The 24,239-nt window shown below is 61.5% G+C and carries 23 protein-coding genes; 18 read left to right on the top strand and 5 right to left on the bottom strand.

The window, feature by feature from the left end; translation table 11 throughout:
* Positions 1-944 precede the first annotated feature (944 nt).
* From IWX88_RS09325 to IWX88_RS09290, 8 genes are all read left to right on the top strand, one after another.
* Positions 945-1,958 carry a methionine ABC transporter ATP-binding protein gene (locus IWX88_RS09325; RefSeq protein WP_196829553.1) on the top strand — a complete coding sequence of 338 codons (1,014 nt, stop codon included), beginning with the start codon at positions 945-947 and terminating at the stop codon, positions 1,956-1,958.
* On the top strand, positions 1,955-2,710 hold the full coding sequence (locus IWX88_RS09320) for a methionine ABC transporter permease (protein ID WP_196829551.1): 756 nt from the start codon (positions 1,955-1,957) through the stop codon (positions 2,708-2,710). Before IWX88_RS09325 ends, IWX88_RS09320 begins: the two co-directional genes overlap by 4 nt.
* Positions 2,707-3,618, top strand: coding sequence for a MetQ/NlpA family ABC transporter substrate-binding protein (locus tag IWX88_RS09315; RefSeq protein ID WP_196829549.1), 912 nt, complete (start codon positions 2,707-2,709; stop codon positions 3,616-3,618). Before IWX88_RS09320 ends, IWX88_RS09315 begins: the two co-directional genes overlap by 4 nt.
* Before the next feature lie 84 nt (positions 3,619-3,702).
* Complete coding sequence (locus IWX88_RS09310; RefSeq protein ID WP_196829547.1) at positions 3,703-5,022, top strand: O-acetylhomoserine aminocarboxypropyltransferase/cysteine synthase family protein; 1,320 nt, start codon at positions 3,703-3,705, stop codon at positions 5,020-5,022.
* A complete protein-coding gene (locus IWX88_RS09305; protein ID WP_196829545.1) occupies positions 5,022-5,606 on the top strand; it encodes a CoA-binding protein in 585 nt (194 codons plus the stop codon). The genes IWX88_RS09310 and IWX88_RS09305 overlap by 1 nt, the downstream gene beginning before the upstream one ends.
* Before the next feature lie 241 nt (positions 5,607-5,847).
* Complete coding sequence (locus tag IWX88_RS09300) at positions 5,848-6,075, top strand: hypothetical protein (protein ID WP_196829543.1); 228 nt, start codon at positions 5,848-5,850, stop codon at positions 6,073-6,075.
* A 57-nt stretch (positions 6,076-6,132) separates the two neighbouring features.
* Positions 6,133-6,666, top strand: a complete 534-nt coding sequence (locus IWX88_RS09295) for a hypothetical protein (protein ID WP_196829541.1) — start codon at positions 6,133-6,135, stop codon at positions 6,664-6,666.
* 3 nt (positions 6,667-6,669) lie between these two features.
* Positions 6,670-7,494 (top strand): hypothetical protein, encoded by an 825-nt coding sequence (locus tag IWX88_RS09290; protein ID WP_196829539.1) that lies wholly within the window; start codon positions 6,670-6,672, stop codon positions 7,492-7,494.
* Positions 7,495-7,513: 19 nt separating this feature from the next.
* Here the strand turns inward: IWX88_RS09290 and IWX88_RS09285 are convergent, their stop codons facing one another.
* A complete protein-coding gene (locus IWX88_RS09285; protein ID WP_196829537.1) occupies positions 7,514-8,521 on the bottom strand; it encodes an isopenicillin N synthase family oxygenase in 1,008 nt (335 codons plus the stop codon).
* A 12-nt stretch (positions 8,522-8,533) separates the two neighbouring features.
* Positions 8,534-9,163, bottom strand: coding sequence for a flavin reductase family protein (locus IWX88_RS09280; protein WP_196829639.1), 630 nt, complete (start codon positions 9,161-9,163; stop codon positions 8,534-8,536).
* An 87-nt stretch (positions 9,164-9,250) separates the two neighbouring features.
* Between IWX88_RS09280 and IWX88_RS09275 the strand changes: the two genes are divergently transcribed.
* From IWX88_RS09275 to IWX88_RS09250, 6 genes are all read left to right on the top strand, one after another.
* Entirely contained in the window at positions 9,251-10,624 is a 1,374-nt protein-coding gene (locus IWX88_RS09275; RefSeq protein WP_196829535.1) for an LLM class flavin-dependent oxidoreductase, read from the top strand.
* Positions 10,625-10,638: 14 nt separating this feature from the next.
* Positions 10,639-12,678, top strand: coding sequence for an acetate--CoA ligase (gene acs, locus IWX88_RS09270; protein WP_370568279.1), 2,040 nt, complete (start codon positions 10,639-10,641; stop codon positions 12,676-12,678).
* Positions 12,679-12,844: 166 nt separating this feature from the next.
* A complete protein-coding gene (locus IWX88_RS09265; RefSeq protein ID WP_196829533.1) occupies positions 12,845-13,663 on the top strand; it encodes a transporter substrate-binding domain-containing protein in 819 nt (272 codons plus the stop codon).
* A 32-nt stretch (positions 13,664-13,695) separates the two neighbouring features.
* Entirely contained in the window at positions 13,696-14,364 is a 669-nt protein-coding gene (locus IWX88_RS09260) for an amino acid ABC transporter permease (protein ID WP_196829531.1), read from the top strand.
* A gap of 2 nt (positions 14,365-14,366) precedes the next feature.
* Entirely contained in the window at positions 14,367-15,140 is a 774-nt protein-coding gene (locus IWX88_RS09255; protein WP_305038635.1) for an amino acid ABC transporter ATP-binding protein, read from the top strand.
* A 113-nt stretch (positions 15,141-15,253) separates the two neighbouring features.
* Complete coding sequence (locus IWX88_RS09250; RefSeq protein ID WP_196829530.1) at positions 15,254-16,201, top strand: Ppx/GppA family phosphatase; 948 nt, start codon at positions 15,254-15,256, stop codon at positions 16,199-16,201.
* A 29-nt stretch (positions 16,202-16,230) separates the two neighbouring features.
* On the opposite strand, the gene IWX88_RS09245 is transcribed toward IWX88_RS09250, so the two are convergent.
* The 3 genes from IWX88_RS09245 to IWX88_RS09235 all read right to left on the bottom strand — a co-directional run bounded on the left by IWX88_RS09245 (position 16,231) and on the right by IWX88_RS09235 (position 20,457).
* The gene (locus tag IWX88_RS09245; protein WP_196829528.1) at positions 16,231-18,615 is read right to left on the bottom strand and encodes an ice-binding family protein; all 2,385 of its coding nucleotides are present in this window, start codon (positions 18,613-18,615) and stop codon (positions 16,231-16,233) included.
* Between the two features lie 86 nt (positions 18,616-18,701).
* Entirely contained in the window at positions 18,702-19,832 is a 1,131-nt protein-coding gene (locus IWX88_RS09240; protein WP_196829526.1) for a DUF916 domain-containing protein, read from the bottom strand.
* Positions 19,833-19,935: 103 nt separating this feature from the next.
* A complete protein-coding gene (locus IWX88_RS09235; protein ID WP_196829524.1) occupies positions 19,936-20,457 on the bottom strand; it encodes a hypothetical protein in 522 nt (173 codons plus the stop codon).
* Between the two features lie 721 nt (positions 20,458-21,178).
* On the opposite strand from IWX88_RS09235, the gene IWX88_RS09230 reads away from it, so the two are divergent.
* From IWX88_RS09230 to IWX88_RS09215, 4 genes are all read left to right on the top strand, one after another.
* Complete coding sequence (locus tag IWX88_RS09230; RefSeq protein WP_196829522.1) at positions 21,179-21,952, top strand: SGNH/GDSL hydrolase family protein; 774 nt, start codon at positions 21,179-21,181, stop codon at positions 21,950-21,952.
* A 136-nt stretch (positions 21,953-22,088) separates the two neighbouring features.
* Positions 22,089-22,808 carry a hypothetical protein gene (locus IWX88_RS09225; protein ID WP_196829520.1) on the top strand — a complete coding sequence of 240 codons (720 nt, stop codon included), beginning with the start codon at positions 22,089-22,091 and terminating at the stop codon, positions 22,806-22,808.
* Positions 22,809-22,925: 117 nt separating this feature from the next.
* Positions 22,926-23,666 (top strand): histidine phosphatase family protein, encoded by a 741-nt coding sequence (locus tag IWX88_RS09220; RefSeq protein ID WP_196829518.1) that lies wholly within the window; start codon positions 22,926-22,928, stop codon positions 23,664-23,666.
* A gap of 9 nt (positions 23,667-23,675) precedes the next feature.
* Positions 23,676-24,239: a DUF3090 domain-containing protein gene (locus tag IWX88_RS09215; protein ID WP_196829516.1), complete on the top strand. Its 564-nt coding sequence runs from the start codon at positions 23,676-23,678 to the stop codon at positions 24,237-24,239.

Below are 24,239 nucleotides of genomic sequence, written 5' to 3'. Positions count from 1 at the left end.
CTTTTTATAGTGGGGGGGTGGCGGTGTTTTTGTTGTGGGGGGTTTTTTTTTTTGCGGGGGGGGGGGGGGTGGGTTGGGTGGTTTTTTTTTTTTGGGGGGGGGCCCCCCCCCCCCCCCCCCCCCCCGGCTGATCCACGTTACAGGCCGAATGGTGTTCGAAACTTTCCGCGTCCGGTTTGTCGAATTGCGCGAGCGACCGGCGTGTAGAGGCCGGCGCGATATTTGATCTTCTGCTTGATGCGGCTTGGCTTGATAAAGCCCTCCACTTGGGAGATGCCGAGGGAGCGTTTAATTTGGCGTTTGGCGGCCGTGACCCCATGACCCGGTTCGCGCCCTGAATCTTGATGGTGAACTTAGCCGTCAGCCACGAGTGCGCGCCGATGACTCCCAACTTTGCGGTGGAATCCCAGGCGGTGCCATTGGATCCATGGCACGTTGACATTCGAGCCGCCAGCGCTCGGGTTACCGGCGCTGCACGAATACACCGAGCCGACGGCGGAACCCATAATAGAGACGCTCCCATCGCCCAGCGGGAGGGAAGTGAGAACGACGCTTCCCGGTTTTTTCAATTGTTTGCACCCGTCGCCTCTGTCGTGGACGTACCACTTGCCGACGTGGTGGTGGCCGAGGACCCGGGAGTTGCCCTTGATTGTGCCACGGCCGCGGAGCATCCGGCGAGTCCAAGTACAACAGTGACCGCAAGGGCGGCGCACGACTTCATGACTGTTCGGATGATGACTCCTTATTGATCTGTTGCGCACACGGCATTTGAGGATTCGCTGAAACTGCCAACTGCATAGTTAATTCGCAGTTCCGCGCCATCGGGCGACTTACTGCGACACGCAAAGAAATACGGCGGCAGCGATGATCGCCGCTCGTCTACAGTCGGGCCATCCCCCACACTTCGTCCCTTGTCCCCGCGTGTCTCTCCAGGAAGTTTTTACATGATCCAGATCGAACAGCTGACAAAAGTCTTCGGCCACGGCGACGCCCGATCCCTCGTGCTGGACCGTCTCGATTTGAGCATCGAGGCCGGTGAGATCTACGCGGTCGTCGGGCCGAGCGGAGCGGGGAAGACCACACTCGCACAGTGCGTCAGCCTGCTCGAGCGGCCGACATCCGGATCGGTTGTCGTCAACGGTGACACCCTGTCTCAGCTCACCGAAAAACAGTTGCGCATTGCCCGTCGGCGCATCGGAACGATCTTCCAGAGTGATGGGCTTTTCGGCCGTCGCACTGCCGAATCTAACGTGGCGTTGCCGCTCGAATATCTTGGTGTGACGCCGACGGAGTCGAGAAAGCGCGTCGCCGAACTGCTCGACCGCGTCGGACTCGCCGATAAGGCGAAGCATTACCCGCACCAGCTCTCTGGCGGCCAACGTCAGCGCATCGGTATCGCGCGCGCCCTCGCCCTTCGCCCCACCGTGCTGCTCTCGGATGAAGCGACCTCCGGTCTCGACCCGCAGGCCACCAACTCGATAGTCGAACTCCTCAAGGAACTGCGCGATGACCTCGACCTCGCGATCCTCTTCATCACTCACGAGATGGACACCGTTCTGCAGGTCGCCGATTGTGTCGCGCGTCTTGACCACGGTCACATTGTGGAATCGGGTCGCCTGATCGATCTTCTCAGCGACCCCGCATCGGATCTCGGCCGTGCGCTGCAGCCGCGCCGCAGGCATCAGGATGCCTCGGCTGCGGCATCGCTGTGGCACGTCACCTACGGTGAAACTCCCGTGCCGGCCGACTGGCTCACCCGACTCGCCGGTGAACTCGGCACCGACGTTTCCCTGCTCGGTGCATCGATCGAGAATCTTCGCGGCTCGACCGTTGGCCATGCCACGATCGCCGTGAGCACAGTGGATCCCGACCGCATCGCCGCCGCACTCTCCGGCCTCGGCCTGCACGCCCGCCTCGAGCGCGATCTGCCCCAGCGTTCATTGGAGGATGTCGCATGACCGCGCAGCTGAGCAACAATGTGCCACTCGGCGACATCCCGGCACTGCTGCTTCCCGCTCTCGGTGACACGCTGATCATGGTCGGTATCGTCATGGCGATCGTGGTCCTGGTGGGAATTCCGCTCGGGTCGCTCGTGCATAACCTGGCTCCTGGTGGCCTGTTCGAGAACCCCGTGTGGCACACCGCTCTCAGCTGGATCATCAGCGTCGGTCGGTCGCTCCCGTTCCTGATCCTGATGGCGGCCATCGTTCCGTTCACTCGGTTCATCACCGGTACGAACATCGGGATACCGGCAGCGGTCGTGCCAATGTCCATCGCGGGCATCGCCTTCTTCACCCGGATCGTCGAAAACTCGCTTCGCGGTATCCCCGTCTCACTGACCCGCGTCGCGAAGGCATCCGGTGCGTCCCCGCTTCAGATCATCAGAACTGCACAACTGAGCGAGGCGGTTCCTTCAATCATCGGTGGCCTCACCATCAACACCATCGCCATGATCGAATACTCGGCGATCGCGGGCACGATCGGGGCCGGCGGCATTGGCTACGTCGCAGTCACCTACGGCTATCAGCGTTTCGACAACGGCGTTATGCTCGCCACGATCATCGTTCTCGTAGCTCTGGTCGCCGCCGTGCAGCTCACCGGCGATCGCCTCGTACGCCTCACTACGCCCCAGGCCAGACGCACCGCACTTTCGACCCGCACATTTCTTTCCCGCGGCACCCGCACCCCCACATCAGGAGATCGTTCATGAGCATCGAAACCACACCCAACGCTAGCAACTCCGAGCATGGCTTCGAGTTGAAGAAGCGTCGCCGCTGGCCCTGGATCGTCGGGGCCGCAATCGTGAGTGTCGGAATCGTGGCTGCTGTCGGCATCCCCATGCTCAATCCGGCACAGTCCGCAGCGGATATCGCCGGCGCGACCCTGACCGTCGCAACTGCCGAGGGCAACGCCTCCGAGCAGGCGCTCATCAACTTCATCGCCGAAAAAGTAGCTCCGAAGTACGGCATCAGGGTGGCATTCACGGGACTCTCCGACAGCAACACCATCAATCGTGCCGTGAGCGAGGGCGAGGTCGCCGGAACGATTTATCAGCACAAGCTCTGGCTGAGCCAGGTGCTTGAGGCCAACCCCGACTTCAGGGAGACGGCGGCGACACCGGTCTTCTGCTGGGGCTTCGGCCTGTGGTCAGACAAATGGAAGGACGTGAAAGACATTCCGGATGGGGCCACGATCTCGCTCTACTCCGACCCGGCAAACGAGGCCCAGGGCCTGTGGGTACTCGAGCGCGCGGGACTGATTACCTTCAAGCCAGGCATTGTGAAGGCGAAGGCCACCCAGGCTGATATCGCCACGAATCCGAAGCGCATCAGGTTCACCCTTCTCGACTTCGGGGCCCAGTCACGCGCCCTGCCTGACCTCGATGCCGCCGTCGGCTACACGGAGTACTACCTCGCAGCAAAAATCCCACTCGAGAAGCAGATTTTTGCACCCCAGGCCCCGGATGAGTTCGCCGGCCAGCTCACCATCGGAACCAAGTTTGCTGAAACCGCAAACATCAAGAAGCTTGTTGCAGTATTCAGAGATCCCGCTGTCCAGCAGTTTTTGGCCACGGACTCGTCAGTGAAAGGCATCCTGCTGCCGCTGCAAGAGAAATAGACACGATTGCGCACTCCGCTGCCAGTGTTACCCCCCATGGCGACGCAGCGTAGATCACACAGCACACACCGGTAACGTGAAGCTATGGCAGACAGCACGGCAGACCAGGACCGCACAGACCGGGAGTGGGGCTTTCGCACCCGCTCCATCCACGCAGGCAACATTCCGGATGCGGTGACGGGCGCCCGTGGCCTCCCGATCTACCAGACCACGGCGTTCGTCTTCGATGACACGGAGGATGCTGCGGCCAGATTCGCGCTTCAGAAATATGGCAACATTTACTCCCGCGTCGCCAACCCGACGGTTGCCGCGTTCGAGGAGCGGATCGCGAGTCTCGAGGGTGGACTCGGTGCTGTCGCGACTTCGAGCGGCCTGTCTGCGCAGTACATCACTTTCGCTTCACTGGTGGGTGCCGGTGACCACATCGTCGCATCCGCAGGGCTGTACGGCGGTTCCGTCACCCAACTCGACGTCACGCTGCGCCGATTCGGCGTCGAGACGACCTTTGTGCCCGGCACGGATGTGGCGCACTACGCCGCGGCGATCACCGACAAGACCAAGCTGATCTTCGCCGAGTCGGTCTCGAACCCGTCGGGTGAGATCGCCGACCTCGAGGGGCTGGCCGATGTCGCTCATGCCGCGGGCATTCCCCTTATTATCGACTCGACCTTCGCGACCCCGTACCTCAACCGGCCGATGGAATGGGGGGCGGATATCGTCATCCACTCGGCGACAAAGTTTCTTGGCGGTCACGGAACTGCCATGGGCGGAGTTGTGGTCGAGTCAGGGCGATTCAACTGGAACAGCGCCAAATTTCCGCTGTTTGATGTTCCCGTTCCCACCTATGGCAACCTCAACTGGTCGGGCAACTTCGGCGAGTATGCCTTTCTCACCCGCCTGCGTTCAGAGCAGCTGAGAGATATCGGACCTGTGCTCGCACCGCACTCTGCATTTCTGCTAGCCCAGGGCGTCGAGACCCTGGCCTTCCGCATGCAGGCGCACGTCACCAACGCCAGGATCGTCGCCGAATGGCTCGAGGCCGATCCCCGGATCGAATTCGTCAACTGGGCTGGCCTCCCTTCGCACGCGCATTTCGATCGCGCGAAGAAGTACCTGCCCAAGGGACCGAGCTCGATCTTCACCTTCGGCGTCAAGGGCGGCAGGGATGCCGGGCGAACCTTCATCGAGTCGGTGAACCTGGCCAGCCATGTTGCCAACGTCGGTGACGCGAAGACGCTGGTGATTCATCCGGCCTCCACCACCCACGCGCAACTCACTGAGCAGCAACTCATCGACGCAGGGGTACTCCCGGGCCTCGTGCGCATCAGCGTGGGGATCGAAGACCCGGAGGATATCGTCTACGACCTCGACCAGGCACTGACCCTGGCAACGGAAGGCAAGTGATGACCACAGATGCAGTGACCGCAGACACAGTGACCGCGCAACTGGCCAACGGCCTGAGCTGCGAACTGTCGGCCGACTCGCCCCTTGCGAAACTTCTGAAGACGCAGCGCACCTGGGTGGGACCGAGTGCCAAACAACGTCTGAAAATCTTGCAGAACGCTCAATCGGTTGCGATCGTTGGCGCATCCCCCAATGCGGCACGGTCGAGTTATTTTGTCGGAACTTACCTGCTGCAGTCCAGCAACTATCGAGTGTATTTTGTGAACCCGAACGCCGACGAGATCCTCGGCCACAAGACCTACCCCGACCTTGCCTCGCTGCCGGAGGTGCCCGACATCGTTGATGTGTTTCGCAAGGCGAGCGACATCCCCTCGGTGATCGATGAGGTCCTAGCCATCGGCGCTCCGACCATCTGGGTCCAACTCGGCATTTGGAACCAGGATGCCGCGACCGATGGCGAGAGCAGGGGCCTCACGGTGGTCATGGACCGCTGTATGAAGATCGAGCACGCCCGCTTCAACGGAGGTCTCTACCTGCTCGGTTTCAACACCGGGGTGATCTCCGCGCGCAAAACAGCACGGTGATGCTGAGCTATCCCAGATCACATCACTCGGGGCGAGGCAATAACCGCTCTGAGCACTCCGCAGTGCTGAGTTGCTGCCAGTTGACGTAAGTTGGAGCACAGAGTAGATATCGGGTAACTAAAACGATGTGTTTTGCTTTTTCTGCGCTAGCGCGAGTCAACACGAGCAACCGCAAGCAATCTGGAATGCTCGCTGAGAGCGCGTGACCACGGTTTGTCCAAGCCCGAAAGGCGAAATGCACATGGCTATCAGCCTCACCGATCTTCAACTCTCGAGCCTGGACAGTCTCACCACCCCTGTCGACCCTGATGTCGACTGGGTTGTCACCGACGGTGGCTCGGCTATCCGGTTCGACGCAGCGGGTATGAACGAGGATCTTGCAGATGTTCCGGAAGGAGACCGACCGGCACAGACGCTGGAGGTGCTTCGGGCCCACCAGGCAGACGCAATTGCCGCGCGGTCGAAATGACCCGGAATTGCAACTGTCTGTTTTATTCTTTGACCGAGTCGATCCGAGGAACATCACATGATGATTGATATTGCAAGCTCCATCTTCGGTGTTATCGGAGTCGTCATATTCTCTGTGTGGCTTTTACTGACCATCGCATTTCAGAAGAACAATGAGCTGAGCCGATTGACCACACGGTTCGACCGATTCACTCTGGTGCCACGCTGGTCGTTCTTCACGCCAGACCCCGGCGCAAGTAATTTCCATTTTGTTTATCGCAGTCGAGACGATAAAACGAGCGCAAGCCCATGGTTGGAGTTGAATTTGTCGCCAAGAGGAATGTTCTTTCCCCTGTGGAACCCGCAAAAACGCTATCGAGAAGGCATGATCGAACTGTTTCAGCTCCTCGCGCTTTTCAGCCAGAACAATTCCGCAGAGCGGCTTCAATTCACTGCGCCGTACATAATTTTGCTGAACGTCGCACGTAAGCGACTCGGGGGTTCGTTGTCGTCGCAGGCTTTTTACCAGTTCGCGCTGGTTGAAACACGCGGGCCAAGTGGAGCCTCAGTGCCACGCGTTCGTTTTTATTCGCTCACCCACCCGGTTTCCTAAGCCATGCTGACAATCGAAACCGCCGCACGGATCACCGCAGTAATCGTGGGCATCGGCCTGCTTCAAAGTTCCACGCAATTGCTTCTGAGTTTGAGAGAGTTCTTCTCCAGTGGGCTCTTCGACTGGAACAGCAGGCAGGTCCTCACGAAGACACACATCACGACAAAGTCACGCAGGGTGTCACGTCGATGGATGGTCGGACACAGCGGCATCGTGTGGTTGCGCATTGTTGTGGTCGTTCGAATTATCGGCACCGTAGCGCTCATCATTCCGTTTCAGAGCAATGTTCTCTACGGAAGTTACGCCTGCATCATTCTGCTCACCAGTCTTTTTCTGACCTACCAGATTCGATACGGCAAAGATGGCTCCAACCAAATATCGGTCATCATCCTCGCTGGCCTGGCATTCACCTTCCTGCTCCCGATGTCGAGTCCTTTTCAGCCCGTGGGTCTGTATTTCATCGCTGCGCAAGCTGTCCTGTCGTACTTTGCCGCCGCAATATCGAAAATCTCCAACGCACAGTGGCGTGCGGGCTCGGCAATGAAGAGCATCCTCAACACCGCTACCTACGGCCAGTCCAGAGCCTCAGCAGCACTCAACAAGAGACCGTGGCTCGGAGGTGTAGTTGGATGGTCGGTGATCGGCGTCGAGCTCATCTATCCCGTGGTCTTGATCTCCCCACCCGGGCTGCTGATAGTGCTGCTCTTCGCCGCAGCCGTGCTCCATCTCGCCACGGCCGTGCTGATCGGCCTCGACACATTCTTCTGGGCCTTCACCGCAACATTCCCGGCGATCATCTTCGTGAACGGGGTGCTCCTCAGCAGATGAGCGTGAGGCGGATCCGGGTTCAGCCGATCAGGTCCGCATGATGGACGGCGGCGACGTTGGGGTGGGCGCGCAGCCGATAACGAAGTGCGTTGTCGCCATAGGTCTCGAGAATTGGACTGTTGGTCGGATCCACAGAGAGCCCGCGGGCCTGCGCGGCAAGTTCCGCGCTCAGCTGCAGGCGAGGCATGGTGGCGTCGAGGGCAGGGTTGTAGAAAAAGGGGATCGAGATGCGGTCGGAGTCACTCGGGGATGAGATGACGCGATGCAGAGTGGCCTTCAAGTAGCCCCCGGTGGCCAGCTCCAACATCTCGCCGATGTTCACGACGAAGGCTCCAGGAACGGATGGCGCGTCAATCCAGGCACCATCGTGTTCGACTTGCAGGCCACCCTTGCCCGGTTCGACCATCAGCAGGGTGAGAACGCCGCCATCCCGATGCGCCCCAACGCCCTGCTTCGGAACCGGGCCTGATTCTCCCGGGTAGCGCACGATCTTGATGAGCGAGAAGGGCTTGCTGGCGAGGGCCTCGTCGAAGATGTCCTCCGGCGAGCCGAGGGAGACCGCCCACGCCCGCATGAGGCGAAGGGCAACATCGCTCAGCTGCTCGTTCCAGCGCGTGACGACATCCTGCAATTCCGGTTGTGCTGCGGGCCAGAGGTTCGGCCCTTCGAGCCGCCAGTAATCCGGCACACCGGGCCCCGGTTCGACCGCAGCACGCTCGACCCCGATATCGATCTGCTCGCGCCAATCGACGTCACCGTGGGTGAGCTCGCCCCCCACGCGGGTGTATCCACGAAACTGGGGACTGTGCACGTTCTCGATCTCGAGCTTCTGCTCGACGGGCAGCTCAAAGAATCGACGGGATTCGTCCAGGATTTCGTCGATCAGTTCGGCATCCACTCCGTGGCCGACGAGATAAAAGAATCCGACGTCATGGGTGGCCTCCCGGAGATCGGAACGGAACTGAGCCGCCTCCTCCGCGCCGGCATCGAGGAGGGACAGGTCGAGGATAGGAAGCGACGAGAGCATGAACTGATCCTTTCACGCCGGGCGAAGCGTCGAGTGCTCGCCAAGGCTGTGCCAGGTGCGATTGTGATAGACCAGCGGGTCGGATCCCGAGGTGATCGACGACACATTCGACTCGAGCGCGTGAACGGCGATGATCGTGGAACTGCCTGCGGTCATGCGGTTGATGATGCGACCGCGGATCCACGCGTGCGCGCTCGGGAAATGCGGCTCCCCCGTGGCGAGCCTCCCCCACAGCGATGTGTCGGCGAACCGGTCGGCACCACTGGTGGCGCAGAGTATGGCGATGGGCAACTGCTCTGCCCCGAGCAGGTGCACCACAACGGTGTCGGCTCGGCGGATAGTCGGTGCACTCGAGGCCTGATCCGACAGCGAAAATACCAGCAGCGGTGGCTCTGCGCTCACCGAGAACACCGAGGTGACGGTGATTCCCACCGGACCATCTCCGGCATCGGCCGTGATCACTGCGACACCCCCCGCATGACTGCGGAACGCCGCTTTGAACTCGTCCGGGGTAAGCCCACCAAAATGGCTCGGACTCTGGTCGCTGTCTGAGGGCTGCGGCTCAACGGCTGCAGCCTGATCATGAGTGCTCGTGGGGTTCCGATCGCAAAAAAGTGAGTGAGATCTAAGCGTGCGCCGCAGCGGGCGCCCGACACGAATCTGTGTCGCAGTGTGACGCTATGTTTCGTCACACTGTGCATCGCGCGCGATAACCACCACGATGAATAAATGCCCAGACAGATTCGCTTCAACGCCTTTGACATGAACTGTGTCGCCCATCAGTCATCCGGAATGTGGCGGCACCCCGATGACCAGTCCTGGCGATACAAAGACCTTCGTTACTGGACCGAGCTAGCCAAGCTGCTCGAGCGCGGAAGATTCGACGGCATTTTCATCGCAGATGTGCTTGGCACCTACGACGTGTACGGCGGCTCGAACGAGGCCGCAATCAGGCACGGTGCCCAGGTGCCGGTGAATGATCCGGTACTGCTGATCTCGGCGATGGCGCTGGTGACCGACCATCTCGGGTTTGGGGTCACCGCTGGCACCGCGTACGAGCATCCGTACCCGTTCGCCCGGCGCATGTCGACCCTCGACCACCTGACCAGCGGACGGGTCGGATGGAACGTGGTCACCGGATACCTGCCATCCGCCGCCCGAAACATGGGCAATGAAGACCAGCTCGAGCACGACGATCGCTACGACCACGCTGACGAGTACCTCGAGGTGCTGTACAAGCTGTGGGAGGGGTCGTGGGAGGATGACGCCGTCATCCGCGACCGAGAATCCGGGGTGTTCACCGACCCGACCAAGGTGCACGAGATCGGTCACAAGGGTAAACACTTCACCGTGCCGGGGATCCACCTGTCCGAGCCGTCGCTGCAGCGCACGCCGGTCATCTACCAGGCCGGAGCATCGACCCGAGGCATCGATTTCGCCGCCGGAAATGCGGAGGCGATCTTCGTCGCGGCGTCGACCAAGGCCGGGCTGAGGGCCACCGTGACGAAGATTCGGGACGCCCTCGAGGCAGCCGGCCGTGACCGCTACTCTGCTCGCATCTACACACTGCTGACCATCATCACCGATGAAACACCGGAGAAGGCGCAGGCCAAGTACCGGGACTACCTCACCTACGCGAGTGAGGAGGGCGCACTCGTCTTCATGTCGGGCTGGATGGGCATCGACCTGTCACAGTACGACCTCGACGAGCCCATCGGCAACGTCAAGAGCAACGCGATCCAGTCCGTGGTGGCCAACTACCAGGAGGCCAACGAAGACGGCAGCGAGTGGAAGGTGCGCGACATCGCGCGGCTCGGGGCGATCGGCGGGCTCGGCCCGTTCATCGTCGGATCCGGCGCGGAGATCGCCGACACCCTGCAGGAGTGGGTGGAGGAGACGGATGTGGACGGCTTCAATCTGGCCTACGCCATCACCCCCGGCACCTTTGAGGATGTCGTGACCCACGTGATCCCCGAGCTGCGGGCGCGCGGTGCCTACCCGAGCGAGTACGTCGACGGCACACTCCGCAACAAACTCCACGGCCGGGGCGACCGTCTGCCCGACGAGCACAAGGGAGCCAGTTACCGGGTGCGTTCTGCCTAACGAGACGGCGTAAGGTGCCCACATCCGACGATCATCAGACCATCCGCAATCTGCTGAACGAAACCCGGCGCTATCCCCCACCCCAGGAGTTTTCCACCCGAGCCAATGTCGACGGCAGTTGGTGGGATCGCGCTGCGGCTGACCCGGTCGCATTCTGGGCGGAGCAGGCTGCCCGGCTCGACTGGCAAGAGCCGTGGCACACCGATCACCGCTGGGAGCCCACCCTCCCGACCGAGACCGGCGAGTGGTCGATCCCGCGGGCCCAGTGGTTTGCCGGAGGCACTCTCAATGTGGCAGTCAACTGCGTTGACCGGCATGTCGCCGCCGGCAACGGAGACAAGATCGCCTTCCATTTCGAGGGCGAACCGGGTGACCGGCGGTCGCTCAGCTACTCGGATCTTCTGCGCGAGGTCTCGAGGGCGGCCAACGCCCTGACCGCACTCGGAGTAGGTCAGGGTGATCGCGTGGTCGTCTACCTCCCCGTGATCGTCGAGACGGTCGTCGTCACGCTCGCAATCGCCCGCATCGGGGCGATCCATTCCCTCGTCTTCGGCGGCTTCTCGGCTGAGGCACTGCGCCTCCGCATCGAGGACACCGGGGCGAAGCTGCTGGTGACCAGCGACGGCCAATACCGTCGCGGTGCCGCGGTGCCGGTCAAGGCGACCGCCGATGCCGCGGTCGTTGGCGTGGACAGCATCGAGCACGTGCTCGTCGTGCGTCGCACCGGAGACGAGACCCCTGACATCCCCTGGACACCCGGCCGAGATGTGTGGTGGCATGACACGGTGGATGCCGCGGCGGATGTTCACCAGCCGCAATTCTTCGACGCCGAAACGCCGCTGTTCATCATGTACACCTCGGGCACCACTGGCACGCCGAAGGGGCTCGTGCACACGAGCGGCGGCTACTTAGTGCACGCCTCCTGGACGCACTGGGCCGTTTTCGACGCGAAGGACACGGACGTGTACTGGTGCACGGCCGACCTCGCCTGGGTCACCGCGCACAGTTACGTGCTCTACGGTCCGCTCTCGAACGGCGTGACCTCGGTGCTGTACGAGGGCACCCCCAATACGCCACATCGGGGACGGCACTTCGAGATTATTCAGCGCTATGGCGTGACCACCTATTACACCGCTCCCACCCTGGTTCGCACTTTCATGACCTGGTTTCCGAGCCGTGTGCCGTCGGAGTACGACCTGGGCAGCATCCGCCTGCTCGGCTCGGTCGGCGAAGCCATCAACCCGGAAGCCTGGGTGTGGTTCCACGAGAATATCGGCGGCTCGCGCGCACCAATCGTCGATACCTGGTGGCAATCGGAAACCGGAGCGGCAGTGATGGCGCCGCTGCCGGGTGTGTCCACGCTCAAGCCTGGGTCTGCCCTGCGCGCTCTGCCCGGCATGCGCACGCTCGTGGTCGACGATCACGGAGTCGAGGTACCGCGCGGATCCGGTGGCTACCTCGTTATCGACGGCACCTATCCGGGGATGGCTCGCACGGTCTGGGGCAATCCCGATCGCTACCGTGACTCGTATTGGGCGCGGTTTGCGAAGCAGGGTTTCTACTTCTCCGGCGACGGCGCCAAATATGACAACGACGGCGACATTTGGCTGCTCGGTCGGGTGGATGACGTGATCAACGTGTCGGGCCACCGGTTATCGACGATCGAAATCGAATCCGCGCTGCTGGAGCATCCGGCAGTCGGCGAGGCAGCAGCGGTCGGAGTTTCGGACCCGATAACCGGACAGGCGATTGCGGCCTTCGTGATCCCAGCCAATGAAGCCCAGTTGACGTCGGGAATCGAGTTCGCCGAGGAACTGCGCACCCACGTGGTTCGCGTCATCGGTGCGATCGCCAGGCCGCGCGACATCCTGATGGTGCCAGAGCTGCCAAAGACCCGCTCGGGCAAGATCATGCGCCGTTTGCTCGTCGACATTGCCAGCGGACGTCCACTCGGAGACACGACGGCGCTGCAGGATGACGCGGTTCCCGGTCTGATCGCCGCGATCATGGCGTCGGCTGACCAGGGCAGCGCGAGTAACGCTCACCACGGCTGACGTGCAGGCTCAGGCAGGGTCAGGCAGGCTCAGGCAGGGTCATGGGCCGTAACAGGAATGTGTAGGGGTGCCGCGCCGTTGTTACCGTGTGGAACGCCCGGGCCACATCGTCCCGCGGCTCATAACGTCGAGGTGGTCGATTACGGCCTCGCGGATCAGGAACACCATGAAGACCAAAACTCTCACTGTCGCCATCGTCGCCATCGTCGCCGCAGCAGCCCTCACGCTCACCGGATGTTCGGCAGGGGCGGCTGTTCCGGCCGATGGGGCCGTCGCAACTGACACGCTTGCGGCAGTGCAGAAGGCAGGGGTTCTCGTGATCGGCACAGAGGGAACCTACCGCCCGTTCACCTATCACGATGGTGGGTCAGGCCCCCTCATCGGCTATGACGTGGAAGTTGCGCAGGCCGTAGCTAAGCAGCTCGGAGTGAAAGCCAAATTCCAGGAGGCCCAGTGGGACGCGCTCTTCGCCGGACTCGAGGCACGCCGCTTCGACGTGATCGCAAACCAGGTTTCGATCACCCCGAAGCGTCAAGCTATTTACGAATTTTCTGAGCCATACACGGTCTCGACCGGGGTGATCGTGGTCAAGTCGAATGACGGCACCATCACCTCATTCGCCGATCTGGATGGGGTTTCCGTCGCGCAGTCTCTCACCAGTAACTGGTACGCGCGGGCCAAAGAGAACGGCGCGAAGGTCGAGGCCGTCGAGGGATGGGCACAGTCGGTAGCCCTCGTGAAGCAGGGCCGGGTAGCTGCGACGCTGAACGACAAGCTGACCTGGCTCGACTTCATGAAGCAGGGTGACGCATCCGGTCTCAAAGTCGCCGCAGAAACCACCGACTCGACGAAGAACGCGTTCGCCTTCGCCACGGGCAGCGGAACACTTGTTACAGCCGTCAACACGGCCCTCGATGAGCTGCGTGCGGATGGAACGCTGACGAAAATCTCCACCAGGTACTTCGGAGCCGACGTCAGCAAGTAGCACAGGCCACGCAACAGGAGTCCTAACGAACAATGAATCAGTCCACCTGGGATCTGCTGCGCAGCTCCTTCTGGCCGATTGTGCAGGGGGCGCTCGTTGGCACGATACCGCTGGCACTAGCCTCGTTTTCGATCGGGCTCGTGCTTGCCGTGGCACTCGCGCTCATGCGGCTGTCGAAGGTCAGAGTCGTCTCGGGCATCGCGCGCGTCTACATCTCCCTCGTGCGGGGAACTCCGCTGCTCGTACAGCTTTTCGTGATCTTCTACGGATTGCCGTCGCTCGGTGTGGTGATCGACAAGTGGCCGAGTGCCGTTTTGGCATTCTCGATCAATGTCGGTGGCTACGCGGCTGAGGTGGTGCGTGCTGCAATTCTCTCGGTGCCGAAGGGCCAGTGGGAGGCCGCGTACATGATCGGTATGTCCCGCCGGCGGGCGCTCACCCGCATCATTCTGCCGCAGGCCGCCCGCGTATCGGTACCTCCACTGTCGAACACCTTTATCAGCCTGGTGAAAGACACCTCGCTCGCCTCCCTCATTCTGGTGACGGAGCTTTTCCGGCAGGCACAGGAGATAGCCGCGTTCAGCGGAGATTTTCTGCTGGTCTACCTCGAGGCGGCCTTCGTCTATTGGATGATCTGCCTGCTGCTGTCATCCATCCAGGGCGTGCTTGAGAAAAGATTGGATCGCTATGTTGCCCACTGATTATGTCGCCCACTGAAGCCTCACCCCCGCTGATCGACGTGCACGGGCTGAGCAAGAGCTTCGGTTCCACACGCGTGCTCGAGTCGATCGAACTGCGGGTTGGCCGTGGCGAGGTGCTCGTGCTCATTGGTCCGTCGGGATCGGGCAAAACTACGCTGCTGCGTTGCCTGAATGGGCTCGAGATCGCGGACGGGGGAACTGTGGAGGTTGCCGGCGCGCGTGCGATCGACTTCTCGAGCACTCCCCCGCCGAAGGTGCTCGCTGCGTTGCGCGACCGATCTGCGATGGTGTTTCAGCACTACAACCTGTTTCCGCACAAGACGGTGCTGGAGAACATCGTCGAGGGTCCGGTCATTGTGCAGAAGCGGCCACGCCCCGAGGTGCTGGAGGAAGCGCTCGCACTGCTGGAGCGGGTGGGCCTGAGCGAAAAGAAGGATAGCTATCCGTTCGAGCTCTCGGGCGGGCAACAGCAGCGTGTGGGAATCGTGCGCGCGCTCGCTCTCAAGCCTCAGCTCCTGCTGTTTGACGAGCCGACATCCGCTCTGGATCCGGAGCTGATTGGGGATGTGCTCGGTCTGATGAAGGAGCTCGCAGTGGAGGGCTGGACGATGGTGATCGTCACCCACGAACTGCAGTTCGCCCGAGAAGTGGCCGACGAAGTTGCATTCGTGGACGGGGGCGTGATTGTGGAGCGGGGCACCGCGCAGCAGATGTTCAGCGCGCCGACGCAGGAGCGCACGAGGCAGTTCCTGCATCGGTTGCTATTCCCGTTCTAGGGCTGCGCCCGCCCTGAGCAGCCCTGTCGCGGAGTTGGTCAATCAGCAGGAATGTGTTGGGTTCGTGCCCGGTAATTATCGCGAACCGTCATCGAGGAGATAAGTTCACTCTCATGCGGTTAGGCGTTTTAGACATCGGTTCCAATACCGTACATCTTCTTCTGGTCGACGCGCACCCCGGGGCGAGTCCGATCCCCTTCGCCTCCCATAAGCTGCCGCTTCAACTGCTCACTTTTGTCGATGAGACCGGAGCGATCTCCGAGGCGGGACAGCGTGCGTTGATCGCCTTCGTCACGGAGGCTGCCCTATTTGCGGCGGAACACCATGCCGAAGATGTGCTCGCGTTCGCAACATCCGCTGTTCGTGAGTCATCCAATGGGCCAGCTGTTTTGGAGCAAGTCTTTGTGGAGACCGGCATCCGGCTCGCCGAATTGAGCGGACCGGAAGAAGCGGCGGCGACCTTCTTCGCCGTTCGACGGTGGTATGGCTGGGGTGCTGGCAACATCCTGAACCTGGATATCGGCGGTGGGTCATTCGAATTGGCAATCGGAGCAAATGAACAGCCGGATTTTGCGGTCTCGCTGCCTTTGGGTGCCGGTCGACTCACTCGGGACCGACTGAACGGGGATCCGCCAGAGCGCCGCGCCATCGAGGCCACTCGGGAGCATATTCGCGACACGCTCGCCGGGCCGCTCGAGTCGGTCTTCCAGCGTGCCGTGCCCACGATCGTCGCGGCAACCTCAAAATCGTTCCGCTCCCTTGCGAGGATCAACGGGGCAGCCCAGCAGTCCGCCGGTCTTTATGCCACGCGTGAACTGAAACTCATCGAGCTGTCACCGCTGACAGCCAGGCTCAGTCGCATGAAGATCTCGGCCCGAGTGCAACTACCCGGTGTCTCCCTCGTTCGTGCCGAACAATTGCTCGCCGCGGCGCTGGTTGCCGAGGAGGCGATGATCGGGCTCGGCATCGAATCGATGCAGATCTGCCCGTGGGCGCTGCGCGAAGGGCTACTGCTCCAGCGCTTCGATCACCTCAGCGCTGTCGGTGCAGCGGTGACGTGACGATATCCATCGGATGGCACATCCACGCGTTAGTTGATCGTGTAGGTGACGATCGAGACGTAGGGGGTCAACGGGCTTGCACCGGGTGTGCCGGAGAAATTTGAGCGAAACGTGTTTGGGGGGATGGAGAGATAAAAAGTGGGGTTGAAGGTGTACGACCCAGTGTGGGTTCCGTCAGACCAGACAAGAGCCTGCGGTACACCTGAGGGAGTAATTTTGTTGGCGTGGATTCCGGCAATCGAGCCGGGGCGATCCCGGGCGGCGACAGGTCCAGGGTCGATTGATAATTTGCCGACCGCCAGGCTGCGAGTGTTTTTTTCGACCGTACCCGCCGGGCTGGTTGGCGGCGTGGCAGAGACAGATAATGTCCATCCAGCCTGCGTGCCTCGGTTGTCAGTGACAACCCATTCGCTGGTCTGGTGGGTTGCGATCTGGGTAGAAGTCCCGTCGAGGATCACGGGGCTGAGATCCGCGGAACGGATTGTCGCAGTGAGATACCAGACCCCCATCGGCGGGGTGTTGATGACATCCGCATCGAGACTCACCGCGCCGTTTATCGCCAGCACTCGACCGAGGAGGTCGACGTGGGCTCCGACACTCACGGCTGCCAAGCCAAGAATGGTGCCGGTGAATGTCGAATTTGCGCCGAGTGATGCGGCCCCAGTCACCTGCCAGAAGACGTTACTTGCCAAAGCTCCATTCACAAGGGAGATTGAGCTCAACGCCGCAGTGCTGAGGGCGGCCCGAACCTGGAATATGAAGATGGCGTTGGGATTATTCAGACCATCGAGCACGAGAGAGGTGCTGATCGTCAGAGCAGCACCCGACAGGTAGACCCCGGGCACTAGGGTACGACCACCAATGTCACCGGCAATGGTCGCGGTAGGTGTTCGTCCGGCGGCGTCTGTGTAGGCGGTGTACAGGTCTTCCTGCGCACGAGCAGCGTCATAGTCGGCTGCGTGTTGCGAGCCACCTACCGACCCCGGAGGGAAGCCGGTCAGGGCGGTGCCGGGAGAGACACCGATGTCCCCCTGCAGCGTGGATGCGCCACTGTTGATCACCGACGCACCTCCGAGCACGGAATAGGTGGATGCGAGTCCGAGCGCGACCGGTGCATCGGTTGACAGTGGTGAAGTGCGTAAGCTCACGATTCCCTGGCGTGAGAGGGTGCGCCCGATGAGGTTGGTGTTGGCGCCGACCAGGATGTCTGTAGACCCGATGATGGTTCCACGGAAGTAAGATCCGCCGCCGAGTATGACCTGACCGGAAACCCTCCAAAACACATTGGACGGTTGTGCACCATTGATCAGAAGGATGCGGCTCCCCACTGACGTATTCAAGCTTCCGTTGATCTGGAAAATATAGATGCCGCGGGAGCTTCCACCTCCGTCGAGTGTGAGGTCTGTCGAGAGCTGAATAGCGGAGGTGGAGGTGTAGACACCCGCGCGCAGGATGCGCCCCGATAAGTCGCCGCTGATCGGGGCAGTTGAGACTCGGGCTCCGGCATCGATATAGGCGCTGGCAAGGTCTGATTGGGCGGTGGCAGCAACCGAATCGCCACTGTGCGCGGATCCACTCGTGATTCCCGGGGGAAAGCCGCTGAGCGAGGTGCCCGGGCTGACCCCCACATTGCCGCTGAGAACGGTGGGACCCGTGTTGATGAGGGACGATCCCGCAAGGGCGGAGAAATCGCCTGCTGTACCCAATTCGATCGGAGATTGGGGCTCGATGCTGCTCGAGCTCAGTGAGATTGCACCGTTGAGGGTGAGCGCGTTACCCACCAGGGAGGCATTCGCCCCGAGGGTTATTGCGGCATTACCCAGTATCGAACCAACAAAGTGAACCGAAGCTCCCATTGAGACGGCGCCGTTTACCTGCCAGAAAACATGGGCAGATTGCGCCCCTCCCCTGAGGCTTACGCGCACACTTACGGCGACGCTCATGGCCGCGTCAACCTGGAAGATGAAATACGAGCCGGGGTCTCCAGCGGCATCCAGAACAATATTGGAGCTGACGGTGATGGCTGCGCCAGCGCGGTAGACCCCCGGCGCAAATGAACGCCCACCAATGTCACCGTCGATCAGGGCGGTGGAGGGCTGCGAGGCCGCCGAGTCGTATGCCGTCTGCAGCGCGGAATGGGCCGCTGCTGCAGAATTATCTCCGAGATGCTGATTCCCGGTCACGATACCCGGAGGAAAACCGGTGATCGTCGTACCCGGATAGGTGCCAAGGTCAGCACCGATTGTCGACGCTCCGGTGTTTCCCACTGTTGTGCCAGCTAACACTGAATAGGTCTGAGCTGCACCGAGGTCTGGCGCTGTCGACGAGCTGATGGCGCGTGCAGTGAGCGAGGGCATTGTCAGCGTGCTGACGACGATCGCGGTGCTCAAGACCAGCGAAAGAAGCCGGATCACCGAGCCACGGCTCAGGGTGCACGTTAGTGCGACGCTTGCATGACGGGCTGGCGGTGGTTCAGCACCATTCACCCGCGACCGGATGGTCACGGGCCGGGTTTTTCTTCAGTTTGCCTTGCGGAATTATCGTCGCCGACCCACGCGGCGGCGGCGTGTCTTCCTCCGCCGATTCGGACAGGGATTGCACCGGTAATGGTCTGCGGTTGAGAGATGAGCTGAGTGCCACGAACCTCCGCTATCGCCGATCGGGCCTGTTTCACGAATCTTATGGTGCGCCAGACGGCTGCGGCAAGCAGCAGTAAGACCACAAGCACACCGACGACTATCCACCAGGTGATCGAGACGACGGTGGTCGTCATCGTCATCGTGGGAGCCTCGGATTTGACAACTACTGTGGCGTCCCCGATTTCTACGGCCGGTGAGGCACGAAATTGAGCCACAAGAGTGAAGTTTTTGCCGGGCAAGATACTCTCCGGCACCTCAAACCTCACCTCGGTGGTCGAGCCCAATGGGCGTTTCAACGTGAAGGTGCCGGTCGGGTGCATCGTGACGTTGCCCGTGTTGCGAAGCGGTAGATACACGGAGATCATGTCACCGCTCCGCTGCCAACTGAGATCCCCGGGCGAAAGCTGTGTGAGGGCAGTGCCAGCCACGGTGAGGTACACGCGTACACCGCTTCTCTTGACGATGTCCATTCGCACCGCCGTACCGTTGGCTGACTGCGACACCGTTCCCGCAACCGGTGCACTCTGGATGACGAGACCGCCGACGTAGTCTCCGGGGGGTGTGCCTAGCGGCACCGTAACGACGAAGGGAACTTTGAGTTCCGAATTAGCCGGTACTGTAATCTGCGTCTGCCCAACGCTGGTCCAGCCTCCGACCTGCTCACGCGGATCCGCCTGGGCAGCCAACAAGAAGGCTCCCTGTTTCGACATGCTGCCATCCACCGCGTACACCAGCAGAGGCATGGCCGAGTCGGTGTGATTGCTTACGATGGCGGACTCGACCAGCGAAGCACCGGGCTCAACGGAGAGGTGAAAGAAGTTTGGCTCATTGGATGGGCTGATCCCAACGGATCCATCATCCACAGCCGATGCCGGTAGCTCCCCAGCGACGACCATCGCGGGGGCCAGCAGCATGACTCCCGCCATCAAAATGATGATCTTCGCGGCAGCTGTGCGGTGGAGACGGGTTTTATTCGCTGGCGGATCGATCATGCGCGACATCCCGATGCGTGTGCTGCTTCCATTCTCCGCCGAAACCCTCGCCCAAAACAGGAATTGTGAGTACTGAACAGCATGTCGCCCTGCCCCCGGCCGGTTAGGAGATTGTGAAGGTGATCACAGCGACGTAGGGCTGAATCACGGGCGAGCCACTGCTGTTGTCGACGTTCGACTTGTAGGCATTCCGCGGGATTGTGAGAGTGAAGGACGGTGCCGAAAATACATAGCCGCCCTTGGCTCCCCCACCGAGGTTCGTTCCGGCCACCGAATCTGCCCCGGAGACCAAAGTGGAGCCGGAGACCGGGGCGTCGCTGTTGGAGTAGGCAAGTGGATGGGCGACCACGGCGGCGGTGCTGCCAGTGGCCTGAGCGGAACCGTTGCCCGCGTCAGAGTCATAACTACCAGTTGCCGGGGTGATACCGGACGCAGTGTCAGCGGCTAGGGCGAAGCTCCCCGGCGTAATTGCCAGATTCGATCCGTAAATCGTTCGAAGGGGCTGAGACGTGTTGCCGCTGCCCACCGCTGCACTGATGAAGTTGCTCACCGACACTGATAGGTTCCACGCGACACCGGTGCCGCGCCCATCGATGAGGCTCCAGGGGGCAGAAGAGCCCGTCATAGTTTGAGTCGCCGTACCGTTCAAGGTTGCCGGGCTCAGGTAGGCGCCGTACACAGCGGCGCTCAAAGTCCCGCCGAAGATGGAGCCGCTCGCGTTCGCCGCGACCGAAGAAGCTTGGGTAACCGCTGTGGCGGTGGTTGACGTGAGCGGGTCAGTCTGAGCCGCCGCGTTCGGACCGGTTGTGCCGCCGTATCCAGAACCTGAGGGGTAAGAACCGTTAATCGCCGCACTCGCGGGCAGGGCGCTGGCCGCGATGAGGAGGGCTGAGGAGGTAAAAACACACACAGCGAGCAGGCTTTTGCGCAACGGAAGTCTCGTTTCAATGTCGGGTACTGAAAAAAGTGTCGGGTTGGGTCACATGAAGAATTGTTTACTGATCTTTATAGTTGAGATTATGACCTCGAAAATCATAAGGCCAGGAACCAGAATTAATTTGAGTCATTGCTCAAGTTCTGGGCATATTGCCAGATTGGTGTTCAGCAGCTGCCAGTGATTGTGTGTGAGACATAGTCGGGCATGGTGAGCAGCGGGCCCAAAATTGGCGGGTGGACGGGCCGTGCGAGCACGTCAGAAACGCTAGCTCTGGCGTTCGGCACGACGCTGAATGGGACGAAATTACACAACCCGAACACGGTGTGGAGAAAAGCTGTTCGACCGTCCCTCATGCTGGGAGTCACGACCACAGATCCGATCCTGATGCTCGGCCATGGAGCGCACTACCATGCACCGCACTTTTCATACCGCATTACTCGGCACCGCGGCAGTCATTGCCCTCGGCTCAATCATCACCGCGGCAGGAATAACAGCGACTGCGGATCCGCGACTGACCGCATTCTTTCTGTGGGGCGCCTCGCGACCGAGCGCCGGATCCTCTCCAGTGGCGGCTGCTCCCGTGGTTGCTGCGCCGATCCGAGTGCTGACCATCGGGGACTCGATCATGAATGGCTTCGGGCTCAATAAAGCGGATGCCTGGCCAGGGCTGCTTGCCACCGCCAACGGGTGGAACCTCACCTCCCTCGCCTGCGACGGGGCAGGGTTCCTCGCCCCCGGCAGCCCCGACGAGTGCGGAAACACCTTCGGCGCTGTCATCCGCTCAGCCGCTGTCACCGATTCCGACCTGCACCCCGACCTCATCATCATCGAGGGCAGCAGCAACGACTTCGGACAATCGGATCCCGAACTGCTCGCCGCAACACTCAGCGCCCTCGCCGACCTGCGATCCGAGTTTCCGGACGCCGAAATCATTGGCCTGAGCACCGTCTGGTCGGAGTCAGAACCACCCTCGCAACTTGCTGACATCAACTCTCAAATGCAACGGGCCGTCACCGCGGTCGGCGGTCACTATCTCGACATCGCACAACCATTCAGCGAACAACCGCAATTCCTGCAAGACGATGACGTTCACCCGACCGCCGCCGGCCAGCAGGTCTTAGCCACCGCCATCCAGACGGCCATCACCACCGACCAACACGCCACCGACGCAGTACACAAGTGAGCGCACAAGCAGATGCAGAAGTGGCAACTTACGTCGCTCGAACACGGAGTTGACGAGGGCCGAATGTGAAGCGCGCAGGGTGATGGGAGTCGAAGTACCAGTCCGGCAACCATGATCGACAACGGAAAGCAAAATCATGAACCACATTGCTGTTACCTCACTCGTCGGCACCGTCGCAGCGGCAGCCCTCGTCGTCGGCGCCTGCGCCCCCGTATTTGCGAGCACCGCTTTGACACACAACACATCCAAGAATCCACACACTCTCGCTTCCGTCCACACCGCTGCCGAGATGATGACCGGTAAGCAGGAAGCGGCTCTAACCAGCGCGATTGCGCGTGTGAATGCTGCCAAAGGCATCAGCGCATCTGACAAGACAACTCTGTCGGACCGCCTCACGACCGAGTTGACCGCACTCAAGGCCAGCGCGGCCCGGGTGGCTGCGGACACGACCCGCGCTTCCGCATCCGCAGAGTTGAAGACCATCCGCGGCACTTACCGCGCCGACCGTTTGACGATCAGTCAGGCACACCTCATCGTTGGTATCGACCGTGTTGTCTCGATCGAAATTCCCACGCTCACGGCCGCAGAGACGAAGCTCAGCGCGGCTCTCTCCGGTAAGGAGACCGCCAAGTCGACGGCAGCCTTACAGGCTGATCTTGCCGATCTTAAAGCTCAGACCGATGCCGCACGCACCGCACTCAGCGGTGTCTCTGCGAAGGTGCTTTCGGCCACGTCTGCCGATAGCAACGCCAATGAGGCAGTGTTCCAGTCGGCTCGCGCTTCGATGAAGGTCGCTCACACCGATCTGGTGAAGGCCAGGGCCGATCGCCTGGCCATCCATAACGCCCTGAAGTAACCGGCGCACCTCGAGCCCCCGAACCCATCGTCACCGGTTAATGCGGGGGCTCGATTGCTGTTTTCGGGTGGTGCCGAGGTGGCGAATACGTGTCGGCTCGATGTTTAGGCTTAGATCATGGCCACAGTCATCCTCGTGCGGCACGGTCGCACCACCGCAAACGTCGCCGGCGTGCTCGCAGGGCGTGCCTCGGGAGTACGCCTCGACTCTCTCGGGCGCGAACAGGCAGCGCGGGCGGGCGAGCGCCTTGCGGTCGTACCGCTGGTTGGCATCGTTTCGAGTCCGCTGGAGCGTTGTCGCCAGACCGCCAGGCAGATCTTCGACCGGCAGACCTTCGACCGGCAGGGTGTCGACACTTCGGTTGCTCCGTTAGAGCTGATGCTCGACCGCGGTATCACCGAGTGTGATTACGGTCTGTGGCAGGGGCGATCCCTGAAGGATCTCGCTGCGGAGCCCATGTGGCCGGTGGTGCAGTCTCACCCATCCGGGGCCGTATTTCCCGGCGGTGAGTCCATGGCAGCGATGCAGGCCAGGTCGGTTGCGGCCATTCGGCGGCACGATGCTGAGTTCGAGTCGCAGTACGGTGCTGGCGCCGTGTGGGTGGCGGTGAGTCACGGTGACATCATCAAATCGATCCTTGCCGATGCGCTCGGGATGCATCTGGATCTGTTCCAGCGCATCAGTGTGGGTCCCGCATCCGTTTCGATTGTGCGGTACGGATCGCGCCGTCCCGAGGTCATCGCCACCAACACGGATTCCGGCGATTTGACGTGGCTCCGAACAGTCGCCCCAGCCGGTGACGCCCCGGTCGGCGGCGGGGCAGGAAACGCTGAGGAACCACCCACATCCAACTCGTAGGATGTGGTCATGGCAACCATTGTTCACGGGTTCGACTGGCCGGATCGCGTGGTCGTCGGCGCAGTCGGCGACCCCGGATCGCGCACCTTCTACCTCCAGGCCCGTTCCGGTAATCGAGTCGTCAGTGTCTCGCTCGAGAAGGAGCAGTCGGCACTGCTCGCGGAAAAGATCGAAGAGATACTCGATCAGCTGATGCGGTCGGACGGCAACCCGGTAAGCGTGCCGGCGGTGACCCCCATCGAGCTCGTCGATAATGACCCGCTCGAGCAACCGGTCGACGCCGAGTTCCGCACGGGGGTGATGAGTCTTGGCTGGGATCCCTCGACCGCGCAGGTGGTGATCGAGGCGTATCCGCTCGTGCTGGTCGAGGGCGATGCTGGTAATTCGAGCGAAATGGAGCGGATCGAGGTGGAGCCGACGGAGATGATGATGGTGCGGATCCCGGTCGGCACCGCGCGGGCCTTTGCACAGCGCACCCTCGAAGTAGTGGGCGCCGGTCGCCCCATTTGCTCTGACTGCGGCACACCGATTGACCCGGAGGGGCACGTCCATGCGCTGCCCGACGATATTTGA

Source organism: Frigoribacterium sp. CG_9.8 (assembly GCF_015751965.1).
Classification (GTDB): Bacteria; Actinomycetota; Actinomycetes; order Actinomycetales; family Microbacteriaceae; genus Lacisediminihabitans.
Note: the sequence above shows the minus strand (reverse complement) of the source record. Positions and strands in the feature narration are given on the sequence as shown.

Excerpts from the sequence above, each read along its gene's own strand:
- IWX88_RS09325 (WP_196829553.1), top strand. The coding sequence starts at position 945 with ATGATCCAGATCGAACAGCTGACAAAAGTCTTCGGCCACGGCGACGCC.
- IWX88_RS09320 (WP_196829551.1), top strand. The coding sequence starts at position 1,955 with ATGACCGCGCAGCTGAGCAACAATGTGCCACTCGGCGACATCCCGGCA.
- IWX88_RS09315 (WP_196829549.1), top strand. The coding sequence starts at position 2,707 with ATGAGCATCGAAACCACACCCAACGCTAGCAACTCCGAGCATGGCTTC.
- IWX88_RS09310 (WP_196829547.1), top strand. The coding sequence starts at position 3,703 with ATGGCAGACAGCACGGCAGACCAGGACCGCACAGACCGGGAGTGGGGC.
- IWX88_RS09305 (WP_196829545.1), top strand. The coding sequence starts at position 5,022 with ATGACCACAGATGCAGTGACCGCAGACACAGTGACCGCGCAACTGGCC.
- IWX88_RS09300 (WP_196829543.1), top strand. The coding sequence starts at position 5,848 with ATGGCTATCAGCCTCACCGATCTTCAACTCTCGAGCCTGGACAGTCTC.
- IWX88_RS09295 (WP_196829541.1), top strand. The coding sequence starts at position 6,133 with ATGATGATTGATATTGCAAGCTCCATCTTCGGTGTTATCGGAGTCGTC.
- IWX88_RS09290 (WP_196829539.1), top strand. The coding sequence starts at position 6,670 with ATGCTGACAATCGAAACCGCCGCACGGATCACCGCAGTAATCGTGGGC.
- IWX88_RS09285 (WP_196829537.1), bottom strand. The coding sequence starts at position 8,521 with ATGCTCTCGTCGCTTCCTATCCTCGACCTGTCCCTCCTCGATGCCGGC.
- IWX88_RS09275 (WP_196829535.1), top strand. The coding sequence starts at position 9,251 with ATGCCCAGACAGATTCGCTTCAACGCCTTTGACATGAACTGTGTCGCC.
- IWX88_RS09265 (WP_196829533.1), top strand. The coding sequence starts at position 12,845 with ATGAAGACCAAAACTCTCACTGTCGCCATCGTCGCCATCGTCGCCGCA.
- IWX88_RS09260 (WP_196829531.1), top strand. The coding sequence starts at position 13,696 with ATGAATCAGTCCACCTGGGATCTGCTGCGCAGCTCCTTCTGGCCGATT.
- IWX88_RS09255 (WP_305038635.1), top strand. The coding sequence starts at position 14,367 with ATGTCGCCCACTGAAGCCTCACCCCCGCTGATCGACGTGCACGGGCTG.
- IWX88_RS09250 (WP_196829530.1), top strand. The coding sequence starts at position 15,254 with ATGCGGTTAGGCGTTTTAGACATCGGTTCCAATACCGTACATCTTCTT.
- IWX88_RS09240 (WP_196829526.1), bottom strand. The coding sequence starts at position 19,832 with ATGATCGATCCGCCAGCGAATAAAACCCGTCTCCACCGCACAGCTGCC.
- IWX88_RS09235 (WP_196829524.1), bottom strand. The coding sequence starts at position 20,457 with ATGACGGGCTCTTCTGCCCCCTGGAGCCTCATCGATGGGCGCGGCACC.
- IWX88_RS09230 (WP_196829522.1), top strand. The coding sequence starts at position 21,179 with ATGCACCGCACTTTTCATACCGCATTACTCGGCACCGCGGCAGTCATT.
- IWX88_RS09225 (WP_196829520.1), top strand. The coding sequence starts at position 22,089 with ATGAACCACATTGCTGTTACCTCACTCGTCGGCACCGTCGCAGCGGCA.
- IWX88_RS09220 (WP_196829518.1), top strand. The coding sequence starts at position 22,926 with ATGGCCACAGTCATCCTCGTGCGGCACGGTCGCACCACCGCAAACGTC.
- IWX88_RS09215 (WP_196829516.1), top strand. The coding sequence starts at position 23,676 with ATGGCAACCATTGTTCACGGGTTCGACTGGCCGGATCGCGTGGTCGTC.